Origin of the sequence: Bradyrhizobium sp. UFLA03-84, from assembly GCF_002289535.1 — a bacterium.
Classification (GTDB): domain Bacteria; phylum Pseudomonadota; class Alphaproteobacteria; order Rhizobiales; family Xanthobacteraceae; genus Bradyrhizobium; species Bradyrhizobium viridifuturi.
Window position 1 is genome coordinate 1239140 of record NZ_NSJY01000013.1, and the last position, 24944, is coordinate 1264083.

Sequence of the window (24944 nt, forward strand, 5' to 3'; positions counted from 1 at the left end):
TTTCCGGACGGATCGTACATCAATCGATGCAGGTCAAGCATCGATGCAATCAAGGTTCGCATCGATGCTCGAGTGGCGGCGCCGCATGATGCAGCGCCGCGCGAGCTTGGGTCGCTATGCCTTGACGAAGGCGAGCAGGGTGCCGTTCGCCGCAGCCGGCGGCACGGTGACGCCGCCGCCGCTCTTCACGCCGGTCGCGCCCAGCACCTTCTCGGTGGCGGCAAGGTCGGCTGCGATCACGAGGCCGGCGCCGCCGCGATCGGACAGGCCATCCAGCGACAGGCCGGGATAGCGCTTGCCGAGCTGCTCCCTGGTGAGGAACACGAAGTCGGCGCGGTCGCCGCCGGATTGCACCGCAACCGCACCGTCGGGATCGTTCCTCACCGCGATATCGATCATCTTGGAGAGATGCGCAGCATCGGCTGCGGGATCGGGCGAGACGATCAGCACCTGCTTGAGGCGTTTTGCCCCATTGGCGTGCGTCATCAATTCGGGAATCCACACCGTCTCGCGGGTCTTGTGCTGGCAGGCGAAGATGCGGACGCCGCCGGGCGCCTCTGCGGTCGGCCACTGGAAGGTGCGGAATTTTGCCGCCGAGACCGTGCCGTTCGGCAAGGTCACCGGACGCTCGAAATCGGTCGGCCCGATCGGCGTGTAGCCGCGGGAGCGAATCTCCTCGGCGCCGGCGGCGGAATCCACCGCGGTGAAGGCGATCCGCTCGATGCCTTCGCCGCGCTTCTCGAGGAAGGCGCGCGCCGGAGCATTATGTTCCGTCGGCGTCAGCACGCCGAGCAATTCCATGTAGTCGGGATCGAACATGATGGTGTAATTGCCCGATCCCATATGCGCACTGTGGGTGCCGCGCGGCGACACGGTAAAGCCGAGCCGCTTGTAATTCTCGGCGGCCTTGTCGAGGTCTTTCACCATGACCACGGCGTGATCGATTCCGATGACGTTCTTGAGTGCCACTTGTTGTCTTCCCGGCTGAAATAGGAGAGTAGAGTAAAGCTAACCAGAATGACCGGGCGCCCGCAAGAAAGGATCATGATGAGCAGCAATGCCGTGCGCTGGCCCAATTCGCTCTGGGCCGCAGCGACGCCATCAGGCCCCGATTGCCCCGAATTGACCGGCACGCAGCAGGCCGATGTCGTCATCATCGGCGGCGGCTTCACCGGGCTGTCGACTGCGCTGCACCTGCGCGAGGCCAATGTCGACGTCGCGATCGTCGAGGCCGCCGAGCCGGGCTGGGGCGCCTCAGGCCGCAACAACGGGCAGGTGATCCCGACGCTGTCGCGCCCCGATCCCGATGACATCATCAAGCGGCACGGCGCCGCCGGCGAGCGCTTCGTCGCGATGCTGCGCGACAGCGCGGCCATGCTGTTCGAGGTCGTCAAGCGCTACAACATCGCAGCCGAACAGGAGCAGGCCGGCTGGGTGCAGCCGGTGCATTCGCCGGGCCGCATCAAGATCGCGGAGCGGCGGGTGCAGCAATGGTCGAAACTCGGCGCGCCGGTCGAATTGCTGTCGCGCGATCAGACGAGGGACATGCTCGGCTCGGATGCGTGGTATGGCGGTTTCTGGAACAGCACCGGCGGCCACGTCAATCCGCTGGCGCTGGCACGCGGCCTTGCGTGCACCGTGCTCGGCCTCGGTGGGCGGATCTATGCCCGTTCGCCTGCGCTGAGCTTCGAGCGCCGCGGCGATCGCTGGGTGGTGAAGACCGAGAAGGGCGAGATCTCCGGCCGTGCGCTTGTTGTCGCGACCAATGCCTATAGCGGCGAGTTCGCGAAATCCTTGGTGCCGGAGATCGCGACTGAGGTGATGCCGGTGCTGTCGTGGCAGATGGCGACGCAGCCGCTGTCGGACAATGTCCGCAAGACCATCATCCCCGGCCGGCAGGCGATGTCGGACACCCATGGCGAGCTGTATTTCGCGCGCTACGACGCGCGCAATCGCCTCGTCACCGGCGGCGCCGTGCTCGGCCCGGGCGACAAGACCGGGCGGCTGAAGGCGCGGGTGACCGAGCGGTTGCAGCGCCTGTGGCCGCAGATCGGCGATGTCTCGTTCGACTATGTCTGGAACGGCTATGTCGGAATGACGGCCGATTTCCTGCCGCGCATGCATCGGCTCGGACCGAATGCCTTTGGCTGGACCGGCTGCAACGGCCGCGCCGTCGCGCTGACGATTCCGCTCGGCCGCGAATTGGCGAAGGCAGTGCAGGGTGTGCCGGAGAGCGAGCTGGCGCTGCCGTTCACCGAGCCGGTGCAGTACATGGCGCATGGCTTGCTGCGCAAGCTCGCGCCCTGGATGCTGGTGCTGTACCGGCAGCGCGACGCTCAGGAGCTGGTCAGGGGTGATCGCTTCGAGCTGCTGCGCTGGGCCGAGTACTTCCTGGCCTCGCGCCGCTCGCGCTAGAGGGCGCGGCTTGATCAGGCGATCAAGGCGTCGCGCTTGCGCGTGAAGTCGCCGCCGGGAATCGCCGACAGCAGTGCCTGCGTATAGGGATGCTGCGGCTTGCCGAACACCTCGGCGGTCAGCCCTTGCTCGACCACGGCGCCATCCTTCATGACAGCGACGAGATCGCAGATCTGCGCGGCAACACGCAGATCGTGGGTGATGAAGATGATCGAGAGGCCGAGCTGCTGGCGCAGTTCGGCAAGCAGTTTCAGGACCTGCGCCTGCACCGAGACGTCGAGCGCCGAGACCGGCTCGTCGGCGACCAGCACGTCCGGCTTCAGCGCAAGCGCGCGCGCCAGCCCGATGCGCTGGCGCTGGCCGCCGGAGAATTCGTGCGGGAAGCGGTCGCCGGCGGACGGGTCGAGCCCGACCAGCTCGAACAGCTTTCGCGCTTCTGCGATCGCGGTGGCGCGGTCGGTGCCGTGCACGATCGGTCCCCGCGCCACCAGTTCAGCCGCCTTGCGGCGTGGGTTGAGCGAGGCGAACGGATCCTGGAACACCATCTGGATATGACGGGTCTCGCGCCTGATCTCGTCGCGGCCAAGCTTGGCCCAGTCCTTGCCGTCGAGCACGATCGAGCCGGTCTCGGGATCGATCAGCCGGACGATGCAGCGCGCCAGCGTCGATTTGCCCGAACCGGACTCGCCGACGATGCCGAGCGTCGCGCCGCGTGGCAGATGCAGTGAGACGTTCTTGACGGCCTCGGTGACCCGCGCGCCGCGACCGAGGAAGCCGCCGGTGCGGTAGGTTTTTGAAACCCCGTCGATGGTCAGGATGTCCTTGCCGGACAGGATGCGCGGCGGCGGCGCCTTCAGCGGCGGCACGGCTGCGATCAGCTGCCTGGTGTAGGCATGCTGCGGATCGTTCAGCACCTCGTCGGCGGTACCTTGCTCGACGATCGCGCCGTGCTGCATCACCACGACGCGGTCGGCGATCTCGGCGACCACGCCGAAATCATGGGTGACGAACAGCACCGCGGTCTTCTTGCGCTGCTGCAGATCGCGGATCAGCTTCAGGATCTGGGCCTGCGTCGTGACGTCGAGCGCGGTGGTCGGCTCGTCCGCGATCAGGAGTTTTGGGTCGAGCGCGAGCGCCATCGCGATCATGGCGCGCTGACGCTGGCCGCCGGAGAGTTCGTGCGGATAGGCCTTTGCGGCCGCCTTGGGATCGGGGATACGAACGTCCTCGAGCAGCGCCAATACCCGCGCATTGATCGCGGCCTTGGACAGGCCGGTGTGGATCGCGAACATTTCGCCGATCTGGTCGCCGATGGTGCGCAGCGGATTGAGCGCCGTCATCGGCTCCTGGAAGATCATTGCGATGCCGGCGCCGCGGACCTCGCGCATCGCGGCCGGGGCGGTCGCACAGAGGTCGCGGCCGTCGAACATCATACGGCCGCGTTCGATCGTCACCTCGTTCGGCAGCAGCCGCATGATGGCGTTGGCCATCATCGACTTGCCGGATCCGGATTCGCCGACCACGCAGAGGATCTCGTTCGACGCGACAGACAATGAGACGTCGGACAGCGCGTGCGGCCGGTCGGCGCCCTTGGGCAGGCGTACCGTCAGGCCGTCGAGCGAAAGGACGGGTTCGCTCATCGGCTCTTCAGCCTCGGATTGAGCGCATCGTTGAGGCCCTGGCCGACCAGGGACACCGCGAGCACGGTGACGAGGACCGCAATGCCGGGGATCGCCGAGACGTACCACTGCACCCGCAGCACGTCGCGGCCGAGCCCGATCAGATTGCCCCAGGAGGCGACGTTGGGATCGGACAGCCTCAGAAATGCCAGTGCGCTTTCCAGCAGGATCGCGACCGCCATCACCACGCTGGCATAGACGATGACAGGCGGCAGCGCGTTGGGCAGGATCTCGCCGAGGATGAGCTGGACGTCCCTCATGCCGAGCGTCTTGCCGGCCTGGACGAATTCGCGGTTGCGCAGCGACAGGAACTCGGCGCGGGTCAGCCGCGCCGGCGCCGGCCACGACACCACGCCGACTGCAATGGTCACCGTGGTGAGGGTCGAGCCGAACACCGCGACCAAGACCAGCAGCAGCACGAAGTTCGGCAGGGTCTGGAACGCCTCGGTGATCCGCATCAGGACATTGTCGACCCAGCCGCCGTAATAGCCGGCGAAGGCGCCGACCAGAATGCCGATCAGGATCGCGATCACGGTGGCGACGCCGCCGATCAGCAGCGAGATCCGCGCGCCGTAGAATATCTGCGCGGCGATGTCGCGGCCGGAATTATCCGTCCCGAGCAGGAAGCGTGGATTGGAGAACGGCCAGACCAGCGGCCGGCCGGCCAGCGCGAGCGGATCGCGCGGATACAGGAAGCCCGCGCTGATCGCCATCGCGATCACCAGCAGCAGCAGGATCAGGCCGATCACCGCGGCCGGGCTGCGGAAGTAGCGTTTCAGCGCGTCCATCGTCAGCCCTCCGCCGCGATGCGGGGATCGAGCCGCGCGTAGAGCAGGTCGACCACGAAGTTCACCGCGATGACCAGCAGCGCGGACACGAACACGATGCCGAGCAGGGTGTTGAGGTCGCGCTGCACCACCGATTCATAGGCGAGGCGGCCGAGGCCGGGCAGCGAGAACACGCTCTCTACCACGACCGAGCCGCCGAGCATGGTGCCGGCCTGCAGTCCGATCAGCGTCACCATCGGCAGCAGCGCGTTGCGCAGCACGTGGCGGGTGATGACGTGGGTCTCGTCCAGCCCCTTGGCGCGGGCGGTGCGGACGAAGTCGAGGTTCAGGACCTCCAGCATCGAGGCACGCATGATGCGCAGGTAGATCGCAAGGAAGATCAGCCCGAGCGTCAGTGTCGGCAGCACGAGGTGCGCGGCGATGTCGAGCACGCGCCAGATTCCGGTCTGCACGGTGCCGATGTCCTCGAAACCGCCCGGCGGCAGCCATTGCAGATAGACCGAGAATACCACGATCGCCATCAGTCCGAACCAGAACGAGGGGGTGGCGTAGAAGATCAGGCCGAGGGTGGAGATCAGCGTGTCCGGCCAGCGGTTGACGCCGCGCGAGGCGATCACGCCGAACACGAGGCCGAAGAAGAACGCAAACGACAGCGATGCGGTCATCAAGAGGATGGTCGGCGGCAGCCGTTCCAGGATCACGGTCGCCACCGGCTTGCCGTAGATCGAGGAGAAGCCGAGATCGAGCCGCACCAGGTGCCACAGATAATTGCCGAGCTGCGCCGGAACCGAGAGGTCGAGACCGTACAGTTTACGCAGCTGTTGCGCCGTCGCGGCATCGCCACCGCCCATCTGCGCCATCAGCGCGTCGACGGTGTCGCCCGGCGCGAGCTGCAGCAGCAGGAACACGCCGATCAGGATCAGGAACAAAGTCGGAATCGAGGCGGCGAGCCGCCGCCCCGCAAGGCTCAGGATACGCATGCCGCTATTTTACTGATCCAGGGCTAGGCCGAAAGCCAAAGATCGTGCCAGCTCGCCGAGCCCCAGCGCGGCGTATTGGAGTGGTTGCGCGCCTTGGCGGTGATCACGGTGACGAAGATCTGCTCGATCGGCATCCAGACCGGCAGCTCGGTGTTCACCTCCTTGACGAAGTCGGCATAGAGTGCCTTGCGCTTGACCGGATCGACCTCGGTGGCGGCATTGTCGATGGTGGCATCGACGGTCTTGTCCTCCCAGCCCCACTGGTTGGTCCACGGCGCGCCCTTGGGCTGGCCGGAGCGGTACCACACCGTGGTCGAGACTGCGGGATCGTTGCGATATTGGTGCCAGCCGGTGGCGAGGTCGAAGGCGTGGTCGTCATAGACCTGCTTGAGGAAGCCGCCGCCGTCGTTGCGCACGATGTCGACCTGGATTCCGACTTCGCCCAGCGATTGCTGGATGAAGGTCGACCACAGCGAGATGTCCTCGCCCCAGGGCGCCGGCAGCAGCTTCAGCGCGAAGCGGTTGCCGCCGCTGGCCTTGAAGCCGGCCTCGTCGAGCAGCGCGATCGCCTTGGCCTTGTCATATGGATATTGCGGCGTATTCGGCCCGGGATAGAAGTCGGTCGAGGTCGAGGGGATCGGGCCGGTGCCGAGCTTGGCGAAATCGCCCAGGAAATTCTCGATGAAGAACGGCACGTTGATCGCATGCGCGATGGCGCGGCGGACGCGGATGTCGGCCAATTCCTTGCGGCGGAAGTTGAACTCGATGGTGTTGGTGCGGGCGTTGCCCTCATTGCCCTTGGTCGAGACGATGAAGCGCTTGTCCTTGCCGAGCCGCGCCATGTCCGAGATCGTCAGCCCCGAGAACGGACTGTAGTGCAGCTCGCCGGCCTCCATCTGCGCGGCCGCGGCGGCGCGGTCGGTGATCACCTTCCAGACGATGCGGTCGAGATAGGGGGCGTTGGGTCGCCAGTAGTCCGGGTTGCGGTCGGCGATGATGTATTGCCCGCGCTCGTATTTGACGAACTTGAACGGCCCGGTGCCGACCGGCGCCAGGTTGGTCGGGTTCTGGCGGATGTCGCCGCTCTCATAGAGATGCTTGGCGGAGACATAGCCGAGGTCGGGCAGGGCGCGGAGCAAGAGGTTCAGCGGCATCGGCCGTTCGTAGCGGAAGATCGCGGTCTGCGGATCGGGCGTATCGACCGCTGTCAGGAACAGCTGCAGCGTCGATCCGTAGTTGAGGATCTTCTTCCACATGTTCATCGCGGTGAAGGCGACGTCCTCCGAGGTGAACGGCTTGCCGTCATGCCAGGTGATGCCCTTGCGCAGCTTGAAGGTGACGGTCTTGCCGTCCGGCGTCGCCTCCCAGCTCTCGGCGAGCACGCCGACCGGCTGTCCCTGGGCGTCGAGGTCGACCAGGTTCTCCTGGATCTTGCCGCCGATGATGTAGACGCCGGTCGAGGCCTGGATGCTGGGGTTGAGCTGGCGCTGCTCGGCGCCGTAATGGACGTTGAACACGCCGCCCTTGCGCGGGGTTTCCTGCGCGAAGGCCCGCATCGGATTGATGACGTTGGCCGCAATCGCGGCCGAGGTCAGAAGGGCCGTGCGGCGGTTGATCTCGAGGCGGGACAAATCCATACGCGGGTCTCCGGAACTGGTCAGGACGTACATAAAGGCTTGGATCGGGGCGGCCAGCAGGTCGGTCGTGGTGCCCTTTGCGATGTTACGATGGAATGGGAACCCGAGTCATTTTCTAATGCCTCGGCCTTTTGGAGGACCGTTTCCGAAACCTGAAGTGGCCTGCTGCAGTGCTTCGCAACCCGGATTGCGCGCCGCATTGTCGCATGGCGACGGCGCGAGATGCGCCAGGTGATTCTCTCGAAGGCCCGTTTCGGGAGCCCCGAAGCGACGCAAAGCCTGTAATTTTAGGGGTCGGAAGCACCTTGACTGGAAAAAACACTGGAAAAATCCCTGATTCGGGGGCTGTCCACAGCGATATTGTGGTGGGGAGTGCAGAAAACACTGTTTTTCTCGGCGTTTTCCGCCATATCGTGCCCACTCCAGAATCAATGGAGCAACCATGGCTACCCAACTGTCGAAGTCGCAAGTGATCGAGAAGATCGCGACCACCACCGAACTCTCCAAGCGCGACGTCAAGAACGTTTTGGACTCGCTCGTCGATGTCGGCCACAAGGAGCTGAAGAAGGCCGGGGTGTTCCTCGTCCCCGGCTTCGCGAAGTTCGTGGTCGTCAAGAAGCCTGCGACCAAGGCGCGCAAGGGCACCAACCCCTTCACCGGCGAAGAGATGATGTTCAAGGCCAAGCCGGCCCGGAAGATCGTCCGCGCACGGCCGGTCAAGGCCGCCAAGGACGCGGTTTAAGACGAAAAGGCCTCCGGTGACGGAGGCCTTTTGCTTTTGAGCCGTCGCTACCTGCCTGGGTTGCTGCCTGCCAAAGCAAGAAATCTGGAGCTCCGGTTCTGGTCGAACCAGAATCGGGGCTCTAGACCACCGGCGATCGGCCACCATCGACATTGATGGCGGTGCCGGTGATGTAGGAGCCTTGCTCCGAGGCCAGGAAGCAGGCGAGGTTGGCGAACTCCTCCGCTTCGCCGATGCGGCCGAGCGGCGTGCCCTTGGCAAGGCCCTTGGCGAATTCCCCGAAATCCATGTTCGGCGCCTGGGCAGCATGCCGCTTGACCCATTGATCGCTCATGATCAGGCCGACCAGCAGCGCATTCACCAGGATGTTGTGCTCGCCGCCCTCATTGGCCATGACCTTGGTCAGCGCCATGCCGGCGGCGCGCGACACGGAGGTCGGCGCGGAATTGCCGGCCGGCGCCTTCGCAAAGGTGTTGAGCACGTTGATGATGCGGCCCCATTTGCGCTGCTTCATGCCCGGCCAGACCAGCCGGCTGAACCGGATCGCGGCGAACAGTTTCAGGTCGAGGTCCTCTTGCCAGGCCTCGTCGCTGATGCTCTCGAACGCCAGCGTGCGCGCGGTGCCGGCGTTGTTGACCAGTACGTCGATCCCGCCGAGATCGGCGACGATCTTGTCATGGGCCGTCTTGATATCGGCGGCCTTGGCGACGTCGCAGACATAATCCCGCACCACGAGGCCGTCCTTGGCGAGCGCCTCGCGCGCCGCGGCGAGGTCGGCCGCGCCGCGGGCGAGGATCGCGACCTTGGCGCCGGATTCCGCAAACCGCCGCGCCACCGCGATCCCGATACCCTTGCTGCCGCCGGTGACCACCGCGACGCGGTCTTTCATCGATAGGTTCATTGTTGTTCTCTCCGATGGATCAAGGTCCCGGAGCGACGCTATCAAACCGACAGCGCGACCAACAAGGTCATGCAGAGCAGGTGTGCCGTGACAATAATCGCGAGATGGAGCGGGCCGGACATCGGAAGTCTCCATGGTTATGCGGGGTGAGGCACCTCGTCAGGTGAGCACGTCGCTCAGCCCCCTCTCCCGCTTGCGGGGGAGGGTTGGGGTGGGGGTCTCTCCGCGAGTCATATCGTGGAGAGAGCCCCCACCCGCCGCGTGCTGAGCGCGCGGCGGCCTCCCCCGCAAGCGGGAGAGGCGAAGGGAGTCTGCGAACACCAACGTCATACGCGTCCTTTCCAACGGGAGGTGTGCGCGCGGCCTAGTTCGACCTCGCGCCTGCGGTAAAGCTGCGGTCGACGGCCTTGCCGACATCCAGCGTCTTGCCGAGGATGCCGTAACGCGTGGCGCGATCGGAGGCGGCTTGCACCTCCTTCACCACGGCCTCGTCGATCGCGATCGGCGAGGTCCTCTGCGCTGTGTAGGCGGCGAGCAGCACGTCCTCCGGCAGCTTGGTCAGCTCGGCGGTGCTCCTGGCGTATTCTGCGAGATGGTCGAGCGACCACAGCCGCGCCTTGTTCAGCCGCTGCACCAGGTCCTGCACCGCGGCGCGCTTGGTCGCGATCGCGTTGTCGGAGGCGACGATGAAGGTCACGGTCGGCGTCAGGCCCTCGCCATCGGCAACGACCCGCGCGCCGTCCTTCAACGTCGCATAGGAGACGTAGGGCTCCCACACCGCCCAGCCGTCGATCGAACCGGCGAGCAGCGCGATCTTGGCGTCGACCGGGCCGAGCGGGGCGAAGGTCGCGTCCTCGATCCTGTTGCCGGTCTTCTCCAGCGTCGCGTCGATCAGGAACTGGCCCCAACCGCCGCGGGTGCCGGCGAGACGCTTGCCCTTCAGATCGGCCGCCGACTTGATCGACGAATCCGCGCGCACCAGGATCGCCTGGGTCTTCGGATCGGCGCGCGTGCCGCCGATCGCCTTGATCGGCGCACCGGCGGCGTAGACCGAGAGGAACGCAAGATCGCCGGTATAGCCGACGTCGAGCGCGCCGGCATTGAGCGCTTCGAGGATTGGCGCGGCGGCCGGGAGTTCCGACCATTCGATCTTGTAGGGCAGGTCCTTGGCGAAGCCGGAAATCTCCAGCAGCGAGCGGTTGCCGCCCTTCTGATCGCCGACCCGCAGCACGACGGCGTCGGCCGCGAAGGCTGCGGCGGATGTCGACAGCGTCATCGCCGCCGTGATCAGCGCGGCCGCGGTGCGGCGGGTGAGGGAATAGCGAGAGCCCGAGCGGGCGAGTTTGTGCATGTCCGTTTCTTTCCGATTCATTCGCTGCTCGCCGAAAATCGCCGCAGCGTTCGACCAAGTCTATGAGCAAGTGGTTCGCCGTCAACGAAACGGAAATCTGTATTCGTGTGCTGCACGGCAAGGATGATTTCGTCGCGCATGCCGCGCGTAGAACACATCACGCATGCGATCCCAAACCGATCGAATTTGATGCGGTCGCAGTGCTTGCGTCGCGTCGCTGCGCCGTGCCGACAGCGAAAATCCTTTCATCGTCGCGTGATGTGATCGTGGAGAGATCAGCTGCCGCGCCGACCACATTCGAAATTCCATTTCATTGACGCTGAACCTGTCGCGCCGCATCATTTGCACGTTGCTTGAGTGCAATAGCGCCGGAGAAATCCGCTTTTTCTGAACCATGAGCTTCGAACGACGGGGCGTGCAGACGGAGACGTTTTGCGCGCGGGGCGGAGCCTTGCCGAAATGCAGGAGTGAAGATGTCGACCAACAAGAAGACGGTGATGGATCGCCGCACATTGCTGCGTGCGGGCGCCGCCGCGGCGTTTGCCGCGCCGATCGGCGCCTATAGCGCACAAGCCTTCGCGCCGCGCCCGATCACGCCGGCGATCGACTTCTCGGAGTTTCCGATCTGCAAGGCCGTATCCGATGCGCCGCCGCTGTCAGGCACACCGCGCAAGCTGAAGCTGTCCTGGAACGCCGGCGCCGTCTGCCTTGCGCCGCTGCCGGTCGCGATCGACCACGGCTTCTTCCAGAAGCAGAATCTCGACGTCGAGCTGGTCAACTATTCCGGCTCGACCGATCAGCTGCTGGAGGCTATCGCCACCGGCAAGAGCGACGCCGGGCTCGGCATGGCGCTGCGCTGGCTGAAGCCGCTCGAACAGGGGTTTGACGTCAAGATCGCCGCCGGCACCCATGGCGGCTGCATGCGGGTCCTGACCCGCGCGAATTCCGGCATTGGCAATCTCGCCGATCTCAAGGGCAAGATCGTCGCGGTCGGCGACCTCGCAGGTCCCGACAAGAACTTCTTCTCAATCCAGCTCTCCAAGCTCGGCATCGACCCGGTGAGGGATGTCGACTGGCGCGTCTATCCGGGCAACCTGCTCAATGTTGCGGTCGAGAAGGGCGAGGTGCAGGCCTTCCTGTCGTCCGACCCGCTGGCCTATCTCTGGCTCAAGGATACGCAGTACAAGGAGGTCGCCTCCAACCTCGACGGCGAATACCGCGACAAGAGCTGCTGCATCGTCGGCCTGCGCGGCAGCCTGGTGCGCGAGGAGCCTCACGTCGCGCGTGCCATCACCCAGGCGCTGCTCGACGCCGCAATGTTCACCTCGCAGAACCCGGACAAGGCGGCGAAATCGTTCCAGCCCTATGCGCCGAAGGCGGCAAGCCTCGCCGATCTCGAGGCGATGGCGCGCTACCACACCCATCACCATCATCCCACCGGCGAGGTGCTGAAGCGCGAGCTCAAGGGCTACGCCGACGATCTGAAATCGGTGCAGGTGTTCAAGCAGAGCACGGACACTGCCAAATTCGCGGAGCGGATCTATGTCGACGTATTCAGTGTCTGACACGGCGGCCGCTGCGCCGCGCGCCACAGTCACGTTCGCGGATCTCTCCGGCAGCTACGGCGTCGGGCTTGCGGCGAGCCTCGCCTGGCTGGCCTTCGGCCTATCGTGCCTGTATTGGCCCGATGTCGGCGACTGGTCGCGGACCGGATCGCTCGGCATCGGCGCCATCGTCATCGCCGCCTTCATCCTGTTCGGCACGCTCAGCGCGGACTATCGCGGCAGCGCCGGGCAGGCGCTGCGCAAGCGCGCGCCGTGGCTGGTGGCGTTCGGCGCCTTCGTCACGCTGTGGGAGGTCGCCACGGCGAAATTCGCCTGGCTGCCGCTGCCGTTCTTCCCTCCGCCGCAGGCGATCCTCGAAGTCTACACCGATGATCTGCCAAAGCTGCTCGACAGCGTGCTCGCCTCGATCAAGCTGCAACTCGGCGGCTACATCATCGGCGCGACCGTCGGCTTCGTCACCGGCGTCTCGATCGGCTGGTCGCAGAGGATCGGCTATTGGGTGCATCCGGTGCTGCGCTTCATCGGCCCGCTGCCGGCCACCGCCTGGTTGCCGATCGCCTTCTTCACCTTCCCGTCGAGCTGGAGCGCCTCGACCTTCCTGATCGCGCTGGCCACCGGCTTCCCGGTAACGGTGTTGACCTGGTCGGGCGTCGCCAGCGTCAGCAGCGCCTATTACGACGTCGCGCGCACGCTCGGCGCCAAGCCGTCATTCCTGGTGCTGAAGGTCGCGATCCCCGCCGCGCTGCCGCATGTGTTCGTCGGCCTGTTCATGGGACTTGGTTCATCCTTCGCCGTGCTCGTCGTCGCCGAGATGATCGGCGTCAAGGCCGGGCTCGGCTGGTACCTGCAATGGGCGCAGGGCTGGGCGGCCTATTCCAACATGTATGCGGCGTTGATCGTGATGTCGCTGCTCTGCTCCGGTGCGATCACGCTGCTGTTCCGCACCCGTGACCGCCTGCTGGTCTGGCAGAAGGGCGTCGTCAAATGGTAGTGCTAACAGCTGCTGAGGCGATCACCTATCCCGCCGTGGGTGCCGAGCTCGACATCGAAGGCGTCAGCCACGCCTTCGACATCGACGGCGCTGTTCTGCCGGTACTCGACAATGTGAGCCTTTCGATCGCGCCCGGCGAGTTCGTCGCGCTGCTCGGCCCGTCCGGCTGCGGCAAGTCGACCTTGCTGCGGCTGGTGGCGGGGCTGGAGAAGCCGCGCGCCGGCTCGCTGCGTGAGGACGAAGCCCGCATCACCGGTCCGCACCCGTCGCGTGTCGTCGTGTTCCAGGATCCGACGCTGTTTCCGTGGCGTACGGTCTGGGACAATGTCGCGCTCGGGCTGGAAGCGCAGGGCATCCTGAAGGCGCAGCGGCACCGCGTCGATGAGGTCATCGAGCTGGTCGGGCTGTCCTCGTTCCGCAACGCCTATCCGCATCAACTCTCCGGCGGTATGGCGCAGCGGGTGGCGTTGGCGCGGGCGCTGGTCAACGATCCGAAGATCCTGGTGCTCGACGAGCCGCTCGGCAAGCTCGACTCGCTGACGCGGATCGCCATGCAGTCCGAGCTTGTGGCGCTGTGGCAGCGCAAGGGTTTTACCACGCTGCTGGTCACGCATGACGTCGAGGAGGCGCTGGTGCTTGCCAACCGCGTCATCGTGCTCTCCGACCGGCCGGCGCGGATCAAGGCCGACATCGCGGTCGCCCGGCCCTATCCGCGGCATCGCGGCGATCCCTATCTCGCGGAGCTGCGCAAGCAGATCCTCGGCCTGCTCGGACTGGAGGCGACATGGTGACGACGGCGGCGAGGGAGCTGTCGCAGGCGAACGAGCCGGAACACATTGCGCGTGCGTTGCGGCTCGCCGATCTGTTTGCCGGCCGCGCCGCGGCACATGACCGTGACGCGAGCTTTCCGTTCGAGAATTTCGCGGATCTCTCGCGCGAAGGCCTGCTGGCGCTGACCGTGCCCGCGGCGCTCGGCGGAGGCGGGGCGGGCGCGCGCGACGCCACGCGCGTGCTCGGCATCATCGGCAAGGCCGATCCGTCGACCGCGCTGGTGCTGTCGATGCATTACATCCAGCATCTGGTGATGGCGCGCAGCACGCGCTGGCCTACCCGGCTCTCGCGCGAGCTTGCCAAGGAGACGGTCGAGGGCGTCGCGCTGATCAACGCGCTGCGGGTCGAGCCCGAGCTCGGCTCACCCGCGCGCGGCGGCCTGCCAGCGACCATTGCGCGCCGCACCGAAACCGGCTGGCGGCTGACCGGCCGCAAGATCTATTCGACCGGGGCCCCGATCCTGAAATGGTATGCGGTCTGGGCGAAGACCGACGAGCAGGACGCCCGCGTGGGACAGTTGCTGGTTCCGGCCGGATTGCCGGGAACGCGGATCGAGCAAACCTGGGATCATCTCGGCCTGCGCGCCAGCGGCAGCCACACCGTGATCTTCGACGACGTGGTGTTTCCGCTGGACTACGAGATCGACGTGCGCAAGCCCGACGACTGGAAGGTTCCCGACGTCACCCAGGCGAGCGTGCATGCGATCTTCGTGGCCGCGATCTATGACGGCATTGCTCGTGCCGCCCGCGACTGGCTGGTCAAATTCCTGAAGGAGCGGGTGCCCGCCAACCTCGGCGCGCCGCTTGCGACATTGCCGCGGATGCAGGAGGTGGTCGGCGGCATCGAGACGCGGCTTGCGGTGAATGCGCGGCTGATCGACAGCTTTGCTTGCGATTTCGATAATGGCTTTCCGCTTTCCGCGATCGAGTCTAACATCATCAAGCTGACGGTGACCAATAACGCCGCGGCAGTGGTGGAGGATGCCTTGTCGCTGACCAGCAATCACGGCCTGTCGCGAACCAATCCCCTGGAGCGGCATTACCGCGACGCGCTGTGCGGTCGCGTCCATACCCCGCAAGACGATTCCACCCGTGTCTCCGCCGGACGCTTCGCGCTGGGCGTCTGAAAACAACAGCCAAAAACAACGGAGTTATCAGCCATGCCGGTCGAGTTCATCGGCTTCATCACCAACAACAATGCCTCCGAGACCATCGTCCGGTCAGGCCCGGTGCTCGATCCGCCCTATATCGAGACGGTCGCCAAGGCGCATGAACTGGCCGGCTTCGACCGCGCGCTGCTGGCGTTCCATTCGACGACTCCCGATGCGTTGCAGGTCGCGCAGCATGTGCTGACGATCACCAAACAGCTGAAGGTGATGATCGCGCAGCGCCCGGGCTTCACCGCGCCGACGCTCTTGGCACGTCAGCTCGCGACGCTGGATCAGTTCTATGGCGGCCGGGTTTCGCTGCACGTCATCACCGGCGGCAACGCCATCGAGCTGCGCCAGGACGGCAACACGCTCGACGACAAGGACGCGCGTTACGCGCGCACCAGCGAATTCCTCGACGTGGTGCGGCTGGAATGGACCAGCGAGAAGCCGTTCAACTACAGCGGCAAGTATTACAACGTCGAGAACGGCTTCTCGCAGGTGAAGCCGTTGCAGAAGGGCGGCATCTACACCTTCGTCGGCGGCGGCTCGGACGCTGCGGTCGAGGTCGCCGGCAAGCACGCCGATACGTTCGCGCTGTGGGGTGAATCTTACGCCCAGGTGCGCGACGTCACCGCGCGGGTGCGCGCGGCCGCGGCCAAGCATGGCCGGCCGACACCGCGCTTCAGCCTGTCGGTGCGGCCGATCCTGGCCGACACCGAGGAGAAGGCGTGGGCGAAGGCGGAGCATATCCTCGAACGCGCCACCGCGCTGCAGGACCAGACCGGTTATCGCCGTCCCAACCACGCGACCGACGGCGCCAAGCGGCTCCTCGCGTTGACCGATCAAGGCACCCGGATCGACAAGCGGCTGTGGACCGAAATTGCAAAGCTCACCGGCGCCAACAGCAACACGACGGCGCTGGTCGGTACGCCCGAGCAGGTCGCAGAGGTGTTTGCCGATTATTACGATCTCGGTGTCAGCCATTTCCTGATCCGCGGCTTCGATCCCCTGGTCGACGCCATCGATTACGGCCGCGAGCTGATCCCGCTGACCCGCAAGCTGATCGCCGCGCGCGATCAGCAGCGAGGGATCGCGGCCGAATGATCCGTCTCATCGTCGCGGCGGCGCTTGCGCTCGCCGCTATTGATGTCGCTGCCGCGCAGACCACGTTGCGCGTCGGCGACCAGAAGGGCAATTCGCAGGCCTTGATGGAAGCGGCCGGCGTCTTGAAGGATGTCCCCTACAAGATCGAATGGAAGGAGTTCGCCGCTGCAGCGCCGCTGCTGGAAGCGCTCGGGGCGGGCGCGATCGACACCGGCCTGGTCGGCGACGCGCCGTTCACCTTCGCGGCCGCCGCCAACGTTCCGGTCAAGGCGATCGCCGCGGTCCGGCAGTCCGGTGAGGGGCTTGCGATCGTGGTGCCGGAGAATTCCGCTATCAAGAGTTTTGACGATCTCCGCGGCAAGAAGATCGCGACCGGCCGCGGCTCGATCGGCCATCAGCTGATCCTGGCGGCGCTGGAATCCAGGGGCTGGAAGGCCAGCGACGTGCAGATCGTGTTCCTCGCGCCGTCGGACGCCAAGGTCGACTACACGCAAAGCTCGGTCGACGCCTGGTCGACCTGGGAGCCTTACGTCAGCCAGGAAGAGGTGCTGTTCAAGTCGCGCCGCGTCATCACCGCCGACGGCATCACGCCGGGCCTCGGCTTCCAGGTCGCAACGCCGGATGCGATCAAGGCCAAGCGCGCCGAGCTCGAGGACTTCGTGCGCCGGCTCGCCGCCGCGCGCGCATGGTCGCAGAGCAATGTCGAGGGCTATGCTGCGACCTGGGGCAGGCTGATGAACATCCCGCCGGCGGTGCCGCTGAACTGGCTGAGGCGGGCTAGGATCCGCATCGCGCCGATCGATGACAGCGTGGTGGCCGACGAGCAGAAAACCATCGACCTCTACGACCGCTGGGGCCTGATCCGGCAGAAGATCAACGCCGCCGATATTGTCGACCGGTCGTTTGCCGCTGCGGTGGAGAAGGGTGCGGGGCTGTAAAGCGCGACGGCATAGGTGATAGGCGCTGCAAATGCACCATCAGCGTCGTCCAGGCGAAAGCCAGGACCCATTACCCCAATCGTCTGTTTTTTGGACGACGCTGGGGCCGCTATCCGGCTCATCATCAAATTCGGTGGTTATGGGTCCTGGCTTGCGCCAGGACGACGGGCGCAGAGAGGACGCGCCAATATTCATCACGCTAACGAATCCGTGATCACCAAAATATCCGTTCGTCCCATGGCAGCCACACGGCAAGGATTTTCCTCACGTCGTACATTCCGGAACAGCAACGTTGCTATTTTCGTCATCCCCTTGCCGCGCCCTCCCGCGCCGCCAAGATCAAAAGCACGAACAATCGAGTCCGGGAGATCACCATGGGCCTTCAAGAAACTCGCATCGAGTCGCTGCCGTTTGTGACCGCTGAACTGAATTACCTCGCACCGACGCCGGGCAAGCCCCGGACCTACGCTTTCGATCCGCCGCCGGGTGAACCCAAATCCACCGCGCTACCCGAACCCCACAACGTTCCGATCTTTGACGGGCGCCTGATCGCCGACAACTTCTCGCTCGACCGTGAGGGCTTCGCGCTGGTCAAGCATCCGACCTTCGTGAAGGACTATTACGACGACAACGAAGTCCGCAACGTCTACTACCCGGCTGTCGAGGCCTTCCTGAAGGCAACGCTGAAGGCGGATCGCGTCTTTATCTTCGACCATACCGTGCGCAAGCGGGTCGAGGGCGCGGCTGACATCCGCGGCGGCGGCCCGCGCCAGCCGGCGACCCGCGTCCATGTCGACCAGACCGCCATCTCCGGCCGCAACCGCGTGTTCGAGCATCTGCCCGCCGAAGCCGAGCAGCTCGTCAAGGGCCGCGTCCAGGTGATCAATTTGTGGCGTCCGATCCGCGGCCCCTTGCGCGATTCACCGCTCGCGATGGCCGATGGCACCACGGTGGCGCCGGAGGATCTCATTGCTTCGGATTTGATCTACCCGAACCGCAGCGGCGAGACCTATTCGGTGAAGTACAATCCGAACCATCGCTGGTTCTACATTCCCGAGATGACGCCGGACGAGGCGATCCTGCTGAAGTGCTATGACTCGGCGACCGACGGCCGGACGCGGTTTGGCCCGCATACGGCGTTTGTCGACCCGACCACGCCGGCCGACGCCGCGCTGCGCGAGAGCATCGAGCTGCGCACGCTGGTGTTTCACAAGCAGTAGTCACAACTGAGCTAGCCTCGAAATCGGTGCGCTCCCTGTCCTGCTTGCGGGGGAGGGTTGGGGTGGGGGCTCTCTCCGCGGGTCATATCGCGGAGAGAGCCCCCACCCGCCGCGCTTCGCACGTCGACCTCCCCCGCAAGCGGGAGAGGTAAGGCGAGTCTGCGGATAACCCGAGCCCAATCCGCATGCCTCCAAAGTTGGCAGCATCAGCCCAATAATGTTACGCCCCTTCCCCAGGATGCTCGGGGAATAGGCGATTCATGGACGGCGTGGTGACGAAGGAAGAGGCGGGGATCGGGTTCCGTGCCCTGGTTCTGGCGCTTCTGGCATTGGCCTCGGGCCACATGCTGTCGACTTTGCTGCGGACGATCCCGGCGATCAGCCTCGACCTGATGGCGCGGGATTTCGGCACCTCGCCGCAGGCGCTCGCAAGCCTCACCTCGATCTATCATTTCTCCTTTGCCGCTTCGCAAATCCCGGTCGGTGCTGCGATGGACCGCTTTGGCGTGCGGCCGGTGTCGCTGAGCCTGCTCGCCGGTACCGTGGTCGGGACGTTGGTCTCGGCGCTTGCGACGGGGCCCGCGAGCTTCGTGCTCGGACAATTGATGCTCGGCGTTGCCACCTCGGGCATGCTGATGTGCCCGATGACGCTGGCTGCCAAGCAGATGTCGGCGGCAAAGTTCGGCCTGTGGTCCGGCCTGATCCTCTCGATCGGCAATATCGGCATGCTGTTGTCGGCGAGCCCGCTGGCCTTCGTGGTCGATCAGTTCGGCTGGCGTGCCGGCTTCTGGGTCTCGGCCGGTTTCGGCATTGCGGTGCTGGTTGCAGTGTTCACGCTGGTGCCGCGGCAGCCGGCGGCGCATGCGGATGATTCCTCGCCGCTGCACCAGATGGCCGAGGTGTTGCGGCTCGGCCTGTCGCGCGGCCTGCGCGGTCTGATCGCGCTGTCGCTGGTGTCGCTCGGCGCATCGCTGACCCTGCGCGGCTTGTGGGGTGGGCCGTGGCTGATGGACGTGAAGGGGTTGAGCCGCATCGAGGCCGGCAATGTGCTCGGCCTGTTCACGCTGGCGATGATCATTGGTCCGGCCTGTATCGGCGCTTTCGATCGCAAGTTCGGGCATCGCCGCACCATGGTGGCGGCAACGCATGCCGTCGCCGCATTGCTGCTGGTGTTGATGGCGGCCGGCGCGCCGCATTTCCCGGTCTCGAACCTGTTCGGCGTTGCCGTGATGCCGACGCAATATGACCTGGCGCTGCTGATCCTGATCGGGCTCGCGACGTCGGCGCAGCCGCTGATCTACGGCATGACCCGGCAACTGGTCGACGCCCAGAACACCGGCAAGGCGCTGTCGTCGGTCAACCTTGCGTTCTTCCTCGGAGCGGCGCTGCTGCAATCGAGCACCGCCGGCGTTGCGGCGCTGTTCGGGCTGCCGGCGGTGCTGCTGTTCATCGCCGCCGCGCTGGTGATCGGGGTCGTGCTGTTCTGGGCCTATACCAAGGCTTAGCGCTCTTCCCCGATCAGATCGCCTGCGCCTGTTTGCGGATTTCGTTGGCGAGCGGCCGCAGGGACTCGACGCCGCGTGGTCCCACGACGCTATAGCCCGTGCCGCCGTCAGCCCAGGAGAAGCCCGCGACGTCACCACCCGAATGCGCGGCCATCGGCGCGTTCTGATCTGACGTCATCGGACGGGTCAGGACCACGAGCCGCTCGCCATGATCGTCGTCATACATGAACATGGCCGCCGGACCGTGCGCAGTCGGGACTACGCGTCCGCCCATCAGGCGATACCCCGACTTCGTCAGGTCCGGCAACTTGACCGGCTGTTGCAACCTGTTCGAAACCCACTGCACCAGCTCGGCGCTGTCGCGCAGCTCGACCGGCCGGGTCCGATCGGAGGCATACACCTTGTAGGAGTCGCTTGCCTCCTGGGCGAGCGCGGCAAGGCCGCCCGCGGGGCCTTCGGTCGCGCCGCGGATCGCCCACCCGCCGACACCGCCGATTGCAAGCATCAGCATCGCCGCGATCGCCCAGCGGAAGGAGGCGGGACGGCGGCGCTTGCTCTCGATGATCCGGGACAGATTGAGCTGCGGCGGCAGCGGCTCCTCCGCAATCGGTGCGAGCGCCGCACGCAGCATGCTGCGCTGGTCGGAAAAGGACGCAACGCGCCGGGCCACATCCGGGTGGCTCTCCAGATAGGCGGCGACCTCGGCCTGACGCTCGGGCTCGAGCGCATGGTCGACATAGGCGTGCAGATCGTCCTCCGAGATCGGGCGATTGCTCATGGCTTGCTCCGCAACTGCACGACATTCCCCTGCTGGTGATCAGCGGGCCGTTCGAGTTCCTGCTGTAATCTCTCACGTGCCCGCGACAGGCGCGACATCACGGTGCCGATAGGGATGTTGAGCACCTTGGCGGCCTCCGCATAGCTCAGGTCTTCGACGGCGATGAGCAGCAGCACGGCGCGCTGCTCGTCGGGAAGCTTTGCTAGCTTCCCGAGCACGTCCTGATAGATCATCTTTTGTTCCTGCACCGCATCTTGTCCGATCTCGTGCTCGCCTGCCTCGTCGATGGCAATGTGCTGGACACGCGCGGCTGCGCTGCGGAACTGGTTGATGGCGAGATTGTGCAGAATGGCAAACAGCCACGACTTCGGGCTGCCGGTGTCGCGCCGCTGCTCCCAATGACTGACCGCGCGTTCCAGGCAGTCCTGCACCAGATCGTCGGCGGCCGCATGGTTGCGGACCAGTGCACGCGCATAGCGGCGCAGCGCTGGAATCACCGGCTCGATCTGGTGCAGCATATCGTTCATGGCGCTTGTACCTGGATCACGGCCCCGAGCTTCGCCGGCTCGCCTGATGTGATGACGAGATAGCGCCGTTCGGCCTTGGCCGCGCTCTGCACGATCTGACGGATCGGTCCGGTGGCGTTGACGATCGCCGAACCCGCCGGATTGGTCACGAAGGCGGCGAGCGGCTGCACCGATCCCGTCCCGTCGGCATGCTCGGCCAATGCTAGCACGTAGTGCTGCCTGGGTTCGAGCCCTGTGACCGATGCCTGCACCACCTGGATCAGACCCTGATCGAACAGCGAGACGCTCGTCGGCGGCTTGTCTCCCTTCGCGTGTTGCTTCGGCGTGAGCGTGAGGTGGGCGGTCTGACCGGCGAGGCCGAGGTCTTGCAGGTTCTGGCGATCATCGGGATTTGGTGCGGCGCTCGGCACATATGCTATGGCCTGCGGCGCCTGGCCGATCGGGATATTGGCGATCACCTTGTTGGTCGCTGTGTCGATCGCGGCCAGCGCATCGTCATTCTCCAGGCCGACATAGATCCGCGTGCCGTCGCCGGACGGCCAGACGCCGTGCGGGAGATTGCCGACCGGAATGGTCGCCACCTGCGAAAAATCATCGGTGCGCAACACCTTGACCTCGTTGGTTCCGCCGATCGTGATGTAGGCGAAGGTCCCCTTCGCCGTCTTCGCGAAATTGACGTGGTTGGTGATCGGGCCGGTGTCGATGGTCTTGATTGGATTGAACGGCGGCCTGGCGTTGAACACCTGCGTCTTGCCGATATCCTTCAGCGTGAACCACACCTGCTCGCCATCGGGGCTCGCCGCGATGTTGGGGCAGAACGGGCTTTCCTGCTTCACCTTCGCGACGATCTGATGATCGGCCACCGAGACCACGTCGGTTTCCGGATTGAACGACGAACAGATGTAGCCATACTTGCCGTCGGGCGAGAAGATCTGCATGCCTGGTCCCGGCGGCACCTCGATCCGCATCGTTTCCTTGAAGTTCTGTGCGTCGATCACCGAGATATAGTTCTCGCCGCGCACCGTGACCCAGACCTCCTTGCCGTCGGGCGTGAAGAACGCCTCGTGCGGCGAACGCCCGACATAGGTGACGTGCTTGACGGTGTTCGTTGCCGTGTCGATGAAGGTCACCGAATTCGAGCCGATCGAGACGATGGCAAGCGTATGATGGTCGGGCGAATAGCCCATGCCGTGGACCAGCACCTGTCCCTTGTAGAGCGGGCTGAAATTGCCGGGCTGCGGATCGCCGAGCCGGATCACCCCGAGCAGCTTGTTGTCGACGGGATCGGTGACCGACACGGTGTTCGAGAATTGCTCGGCGGCGTAGACGCGGTCGTGATGGCTGATCGGAATGTCGGGCGTGGACGCCGCGCCGGGCGCCTGTCCGGCGAAGGCGGACGTCGACAGCACGATCATGCTGGTGGCCAGCAGGCCCTTCAGGAACGGGCTCGTCATCACTTGTTCTCCTGCTTCATCATGTCGTGGTGCATGTTCATGTGATCGTGGCTGCCTGCCGCCGGGCCGGGTTTCGCACCGGGTTGGGTGGGGGCGGGCGTCGTGTCGGTGACCTGTTCGCCGAGCGCGAGCTTCATGGCGTCGATTTCCTGGCGCTGCTCGACGATGATCTCCTGCGCGATGCGGCGCAGGCGCTCGTTCTTGCCGTAGCGGAGCTCGATCACGGCCATGTCGATCGCGCCCTGATGGTGCGGCGTCATCATCGCGACGAAATCGCGATCGATATCGCCGCTCGGCTGGGCGGCCATGTCATTCATCATCTTGGTCATTGCCGCATCGTTCTCGGCGAGGAAGGCGCTCTCTTCGGCCGACTGCGCGGTCGAGGCCGGTTGGTGCGCCTCTTGCGCGAGCGCTACCGGGGAGAGAACAACGGCAAACAGCACACGCGCGCCGAGCAACGCGGCGCCGATGCCGGGTCTGAAGAATCGCAGGATCATCACGTTCACCCTGAAAGTTGGCTGGCACGGGTGGGACGCAGGACGGCGAATTCTATTCCGTCGGAGGAGCGAGGATTCGTGCCGATCACGAATTACTGAACGGCGGAATGAATTCTGCGGCCCCGGCGCCGCGGTTTGCGATCTGGAAGCGTCTGGTTATAAGAGGGAATTCCGGTTTCGGTTGACCGGTTCTCGATCCTCCCTGCGCCCGCCGGGGCGCGAATAAGGCCAAGATGTCCGCCAAGATCGATCCGATCACCCGCTCCGTCGTCCAGCACCGCCTGTCGTCGATCGTCAAGGAGATGGGCGAAGCCATGCTTCGCACCTCCTATTCGCAGATCCTCAATTCCAGCCGCGATTTTTCGCTGGCAATCTGCGACACCAGCGGTCGGCTGATCGCGCAGGCCGATCATATCCCGGTGCATGTCGGCGCCCTGCCATGGGCGACGCTGGCGGTCGAGGAACGCTTCAAGGATGTCGCGCCCGGCGACGTCATCCTGCTCAACGATCCCTATCAGGGCGGCAGCCATCTGCCTGATCTGACCGCCTTCGTGCCGGTGTTCGACGGCGGAAAAAGGCTGCTCTGGACCATCGTGCGGGCGCATCAGAGCGACATCGGCGGCGCCACCCACGGCGCCTACAATCCGGCCGCGACCGAGATCTATCAGGAAGGCATTCGGATTCCGCCGATCAAGCTCTATGAGGCCGGCAAGCCGCGCGAGGATCTGCTCGACCTGCTGGCCTTGAACATCCGCAACCCCAGAGAATTCCGCGGCGACCTTGCGGCGATGCTCGGCGCCGCGCATCTCGGCGAGCGGCGCGTCGCAAAGCTGTTCAGCGAATTCGGCGCGGAAACGGTCGAGGCCGCGATCGAGGCGATCCTCGATGCTACCGAGCAGCAGACCCGTGCCGTGGTGTCGACCTGGAAGGATGGCGTGTTCTATGGCGAGGCGCTGCTCGATGATGATGGCCACGGCCGCACCGACATCAAGATCGCCGCCAAGGTGACGAAAAAAGGCAGCGACATCGAGGTCGATCTCACCGGCTCCGATCCGCAGTCGACCAGTTTCGTCAACTCGTCGCATGCCAACATGCAGGCCGCGGTCGCGATGGCGTTTGCCTATCTGATCGACGCCGACATTCCGAAGAACACCGGCGCGCTGCGGCCGCTCAAGGTGGTGGCGAAGCAGGGCACCATCGTGTGGGCCGATCCCGGCCGTCCCGTGACCTTGTGCACCAGCCATCCCTCCAACGAGATCGTCGAAGCGATCATCAAGGCGATGTCGGCGTCCTGTCCGGATCGCGTGATGGGCGGATGGGGCCGCCGCTTTCGCATCGCGATCCAGGGCGAGGATCCGCGCAACGGGCGCAATTTCATCTGGCACATGTTCCAGGCGCGACCCGGCGGCGGCGCATCACCCGGCGGCGACGGCTATTCCTCGATCGGCGAATGGCACTCGGTCGGCGGGCTCAAATTCGGCAGCATCGAGGTCGCCGAGGTACGTTTTCCATTGTATTTCCGCCAGCACGAATTCCGCCCCGACTCCGGCGGCGACGGCCAGCATCGCGGCGGGCTCGGTGTGGCGCTCGACATGGTGCTGGAGACGCAAAAGCCGGCCCGCGGCAACACCGCCGGTGACGGCGCGCGACACGGCCCGTGCGGCATGCTCGGCGGCAAGGACGGCGAGCCGCATCGCTATCGTCTCCTGTCGGAAGGCCGCGAGCCGCGCGTGCTGAAGACCAAGGAGGTCGGCATCGAGCTGCGCCCCGGCGATTGCCTCGAGATCCGCTCGTCTGGCGGCGGCGGCTGGGGGCCGCCCGAGAAGCGCTCGGCTGAGGCGCGGGCGCGCGACGTCGCGCAAGGTCTGGTTTCGAAGGCGGTATAGGGCAG

General features: G+C 65.3%; 23 protein-coding genes. 12 read left to right on the plus strand and 11 right to left on the minus strand.

All coding sequences use genetic code 11. The features are described from left to right. Positions 1-114 precede the first annotated feature (114 nt). A complete protein-coding gene (locus CK489_RS19985) occupies positions 115-969 on the minus strand; it encodes a VOC family protein (protein ID WP_095733407.1) in 855 nt (284 codons plus the stop codon). A gap of 78 nt (positions 970-1047) precedes the next feature. On the opposite strand from CK489_RS19985, the gene CK489_RS19990 reads away from it, so the two are divergent. After that, on the plus strand, positions 1048-2415 hold the full coding sequence (locus CK489_RS19990) for an NAD(P)/FAD-dependent oxidoreductase (protein WP_095733730.1): 1368 nt from the start codon (positions 1048-1050) through the stop codon (positions 2413-2415). 14 nt (positions 2416-2429) lie between these two features. On the opposite strand, the gene CK489_RS19995 is transcribed toward CK489_RS19990, so the two are convergent. From CK489_RS19995 to CK489_RS20010, 4 genes are read right to left on the minus strand one after another with little or no spacing between them, the layout of a single operon-like run. Continuing rightward, complete coding sequence (locus CK489_RS19995) at positions 2430-4055, minus strand: ABC transporter ATP-binding protein (protein WP_095733408.1); 1626 nt, start codon at positions 4053-4055, stop codon at positions 2430-2432. Next, positions 4052-4882, minus strand: a complete 831-nt coding sequence (locus CK489_RS20000) for an ABC transporter permease (RefSeq protein ID WP_095733409.1) — start codon at positions 4880-4882, stop codon at positions 4052-4054. Before CK489_RS20000 ends, CK489_RS19995 begins: the two co-directional genes overlap by 4 nt. A gap of 2 nt (positions 4883-4884) precedes the next feature. Next, on the minus strand, positions 4885-5862 hold the full coding sequence (locus CK489_RS20005; RefSeq protein WP_050631185.1) for an ABC transporter permease: 978 nt from the start codon (positions 5860-5862) through the stop codon (positions 4885-4887). A 23-nt stretch (positions 5863-5885) separates the two neighbouring features. Further along, positions 5886-7499, minus strand: coding sequence for an ABC transporter substrate-binding protein (locus CK489_RS20010; protein ID WP_095733410.1), 1614 nt, complete (start codon positions 7497-7499; stop codon positions 5886-5888). 442 nt (positions 7500-7941) lie between these two features. Here CK489_RS20010 and CK489_RS20015 point away from each other — a divergent pair, with 442 nt between their 5' ends. Then, entirely contained in the window at positions 7942-8241 is a 300-nt protein-coding gene (locus CK489_RS20015) for an HU family DNA-binding protein (protein ID WP_021077434.1), read from the plus strand. A 121-nt stretch (positions 8242-8362) separates the two neighbouring features. On the opposite strand, the gene CK489_RS20020 is transcribed toward CK489_RS20015, so the two are convergent. Both CK489_RS20020 and CK489_RS20025 read right to left on the minus strand, forming a co-directional pair. Further along, entirely contained in the window at positions 8363-9142 is a 780-nt protein-coding gene (locus CK489_RS20020) for an SDR family oxidoreductase (RefSeq protein ID WP_095733411.1), read from the minus strand. Positions 9143-9506: 364 nt separating this feature from the next. Then, a complete protein-coding gene (locus CK489_RS20025) occupies positions 9507-10493 on the minus strand; it encodes an ABC transporter substrate-binding protein (RefSeq protein ID WP_095733731.1) in 987 nt (328 codons plus the stop codon). Between the two features lie 62 nt (positions 10494-10555). Here CK489_RS20025 and CK489_RS20030 point away from each other — a divergent pair, with 62 nt between their 5' ends. The 9 genes from CK489_RS20030 to CK489_RS20070 all read left to right on the plus strand — a co-directional run bounded on the left by CK489_RS20030 (position 10556) and on the right by CK489_RS20070 (position 19797). Beyond that, complete coding sequence (locus CK489_RS20030) at positions 10556-10810, plus strand: hypothetical protein (protein ID WP_095733412.1); 255 nt, start codon at positions 10556-10558, stop codon at positions 10808-10810. A 156-nt stretch (positions 10811-10966) separates the two neighbouring features. Continuing rightward, a complete protein-coding gene (locus tag CK489_RS20035) occupies positions 10967-12058 on the plus strand; it encodes an ABC transporter substrate-binding protein (RefSeq protein ID WP_095733732.1) in 1092 nt (363 codons plus the stop codon). Then, entirely contained in the window at positions 12036-13049 is a 1014-nt protein-coding gene (locus tag CK489_RS20040; protein ID WP_095733413.1) for an ABC transporter permease, read from the plus strand. The genes CK489_RS20035 and CK489_RS20040 overlap by 23 nt, the downstream gene beginning before the upstream one ends. Next, positions 13043-13840, plus strand: a complete 798-nt coding sequence (locus tag CK489_RS20045; RefSeq protein WP_050632081.1) for an ABC transporter ATP-binding protein — start codon at positions 13043-13045, stop codon at positions 13838-13840. Before CK489_RS20040 ends, CK489_RS20045 begins: the two co-directional genes overlap by 7 nt. Beyond that, complete coding sequence (locus CK489_RS20050; protein ID WP_095733414.1) at positions 13834-15006, plus strand: acyl-CoA dehydrogenase family protein; 1173 nt, start codon at positions 13834-13836, stop codon at positions 15004-15006. The genes CK489_RS20045 and CK489_RS20050 overlap by 7 nt, the downstream gene beginning before the upstream one ends. 33 nt (positions 15007-15039) lie before the next feature. After that, the gene (locus CK489_RS20055; RefSeq protein WP_095733415.1) at positions 15040-16134 is read left to right on the plus strand and encodes an LLM class flavin-dependent oxidoreductase; all 1095 of its coding nucleotides are present in this window, start codon (positions 15040-15042) and stop codon (positions 16132-16134) included. Continuing rightward, the gene (locus CK489_RS20060) at positions 16131-17072 is read left to right on the plus strand and encodes an ABC transporter substrate-binding protein (protein ID WP_095733416.1); all 942 of its coding nucleotides are present in this window, start codon (positions 16131-16133) and stop codon (positions 17070-17072) included. Before CK489_RS20055 ends, CK489_RS20060 begins: the two co-directional genes overlap by 4 nt. Before the next feature lie 374 nt (positions 17073-17446). After that, the gene (locus CK489_RS20065; protein ID WP_095733417.1) at positions 17447-18292 is read left to right on the plus strand and encodes a CmcJ/NvfI family oxidoreductase; all 846 of its coding nucleotides are present in this window, start codon (positions 17447-17449) and stop codon (positions 18290-18292) included. Between the two features lie 260 nt (positions 18293-18552). Continuing rightward, positions 18553-19797: an MFS transporter gene (locus CK489_RS20070; protein ID WP_095733418.1), complete on the plus strand. Its 1245-nt coding sequence runs from the start codon at positions 18553-18555 to the stop codon at positions 19795-19797. Between the two features lie 13 nt (positions 19798-19810). Here CK489_RS20070 and CK489_RS20075 read toward each other — a convergent pair whose 3' ends face one another. From CK489_RS20075 to CK489_RS20090, 4 genes are read right to left on the minus strand one after another with little or no spacing between them, the layout of a single operon-like run. Next, the gene (locus CK489_RS20075; protein ID WP_095733419.1) at positions 19811-20575 is read right to left on the minus strand and encodes an anti-sigma factor family protein; all 765 of its coding nucleotides are present in this window, start codon (positions 20573-20575) and stop codon (positions 19811-19813) included. After that, positions 20572-21102 carry an RNA polymerase sigma factor gene (locus CK489_RS20080; protein WP_050632087.1) on the minus strand — a complete coding sequence of 177 codons (531 nt, stop codon included), beginning with the start codon at positions 21100-21102 and terminating at the stop codon, positions 20572-20574. Before CK489_RS20080 ends, CK489_RS20075 begins: the two co-directional genes overlap by 4 nt. Beyond that, positions 21099-22556, minus strand: a complete 1458-nt coding sequence (locus tag CK489_RS20085; RefSeq protein ID WP_095733420.1) for a YncE family protein — start codon at positions 22554-22556, stop codon at positions 21099-21101. Before CK489_RS20085 ends, CK489_RS20080 begins: the two co-directional genes overlap by 4 nt. Beyond that, entirely contained in the window at positions 22556-23053 is a 498-nt protein-coding gene (locus tag CK489_RS20090) for a DUF305 domain-containing protein (protein WP_050632089.1), read from the minus strand. The genes CK489_RS20085 and CK489_RS20090 overlap by 1 nt, the downstream gene beginning before the upstream one ends. A gap of 233 nt (positions 23054-23286) precedes the next feature. On the opposite strand from CK489_RS20090, the gene CK489_RS20095 reads away from it, so the two are divergent. Next, positions 23287-24939, plus strand: coding sequence for a hydantoinase B/oxoprolinase family protein (locus tag CK489_RS20095; RefSeq protein ID WP_095733421.1), 1653 nt, complete (start codon positions 23287-23289; stop codon positions 24937-24939). Positions 24940-24944 lie beyond the last annotated feature (5 nt).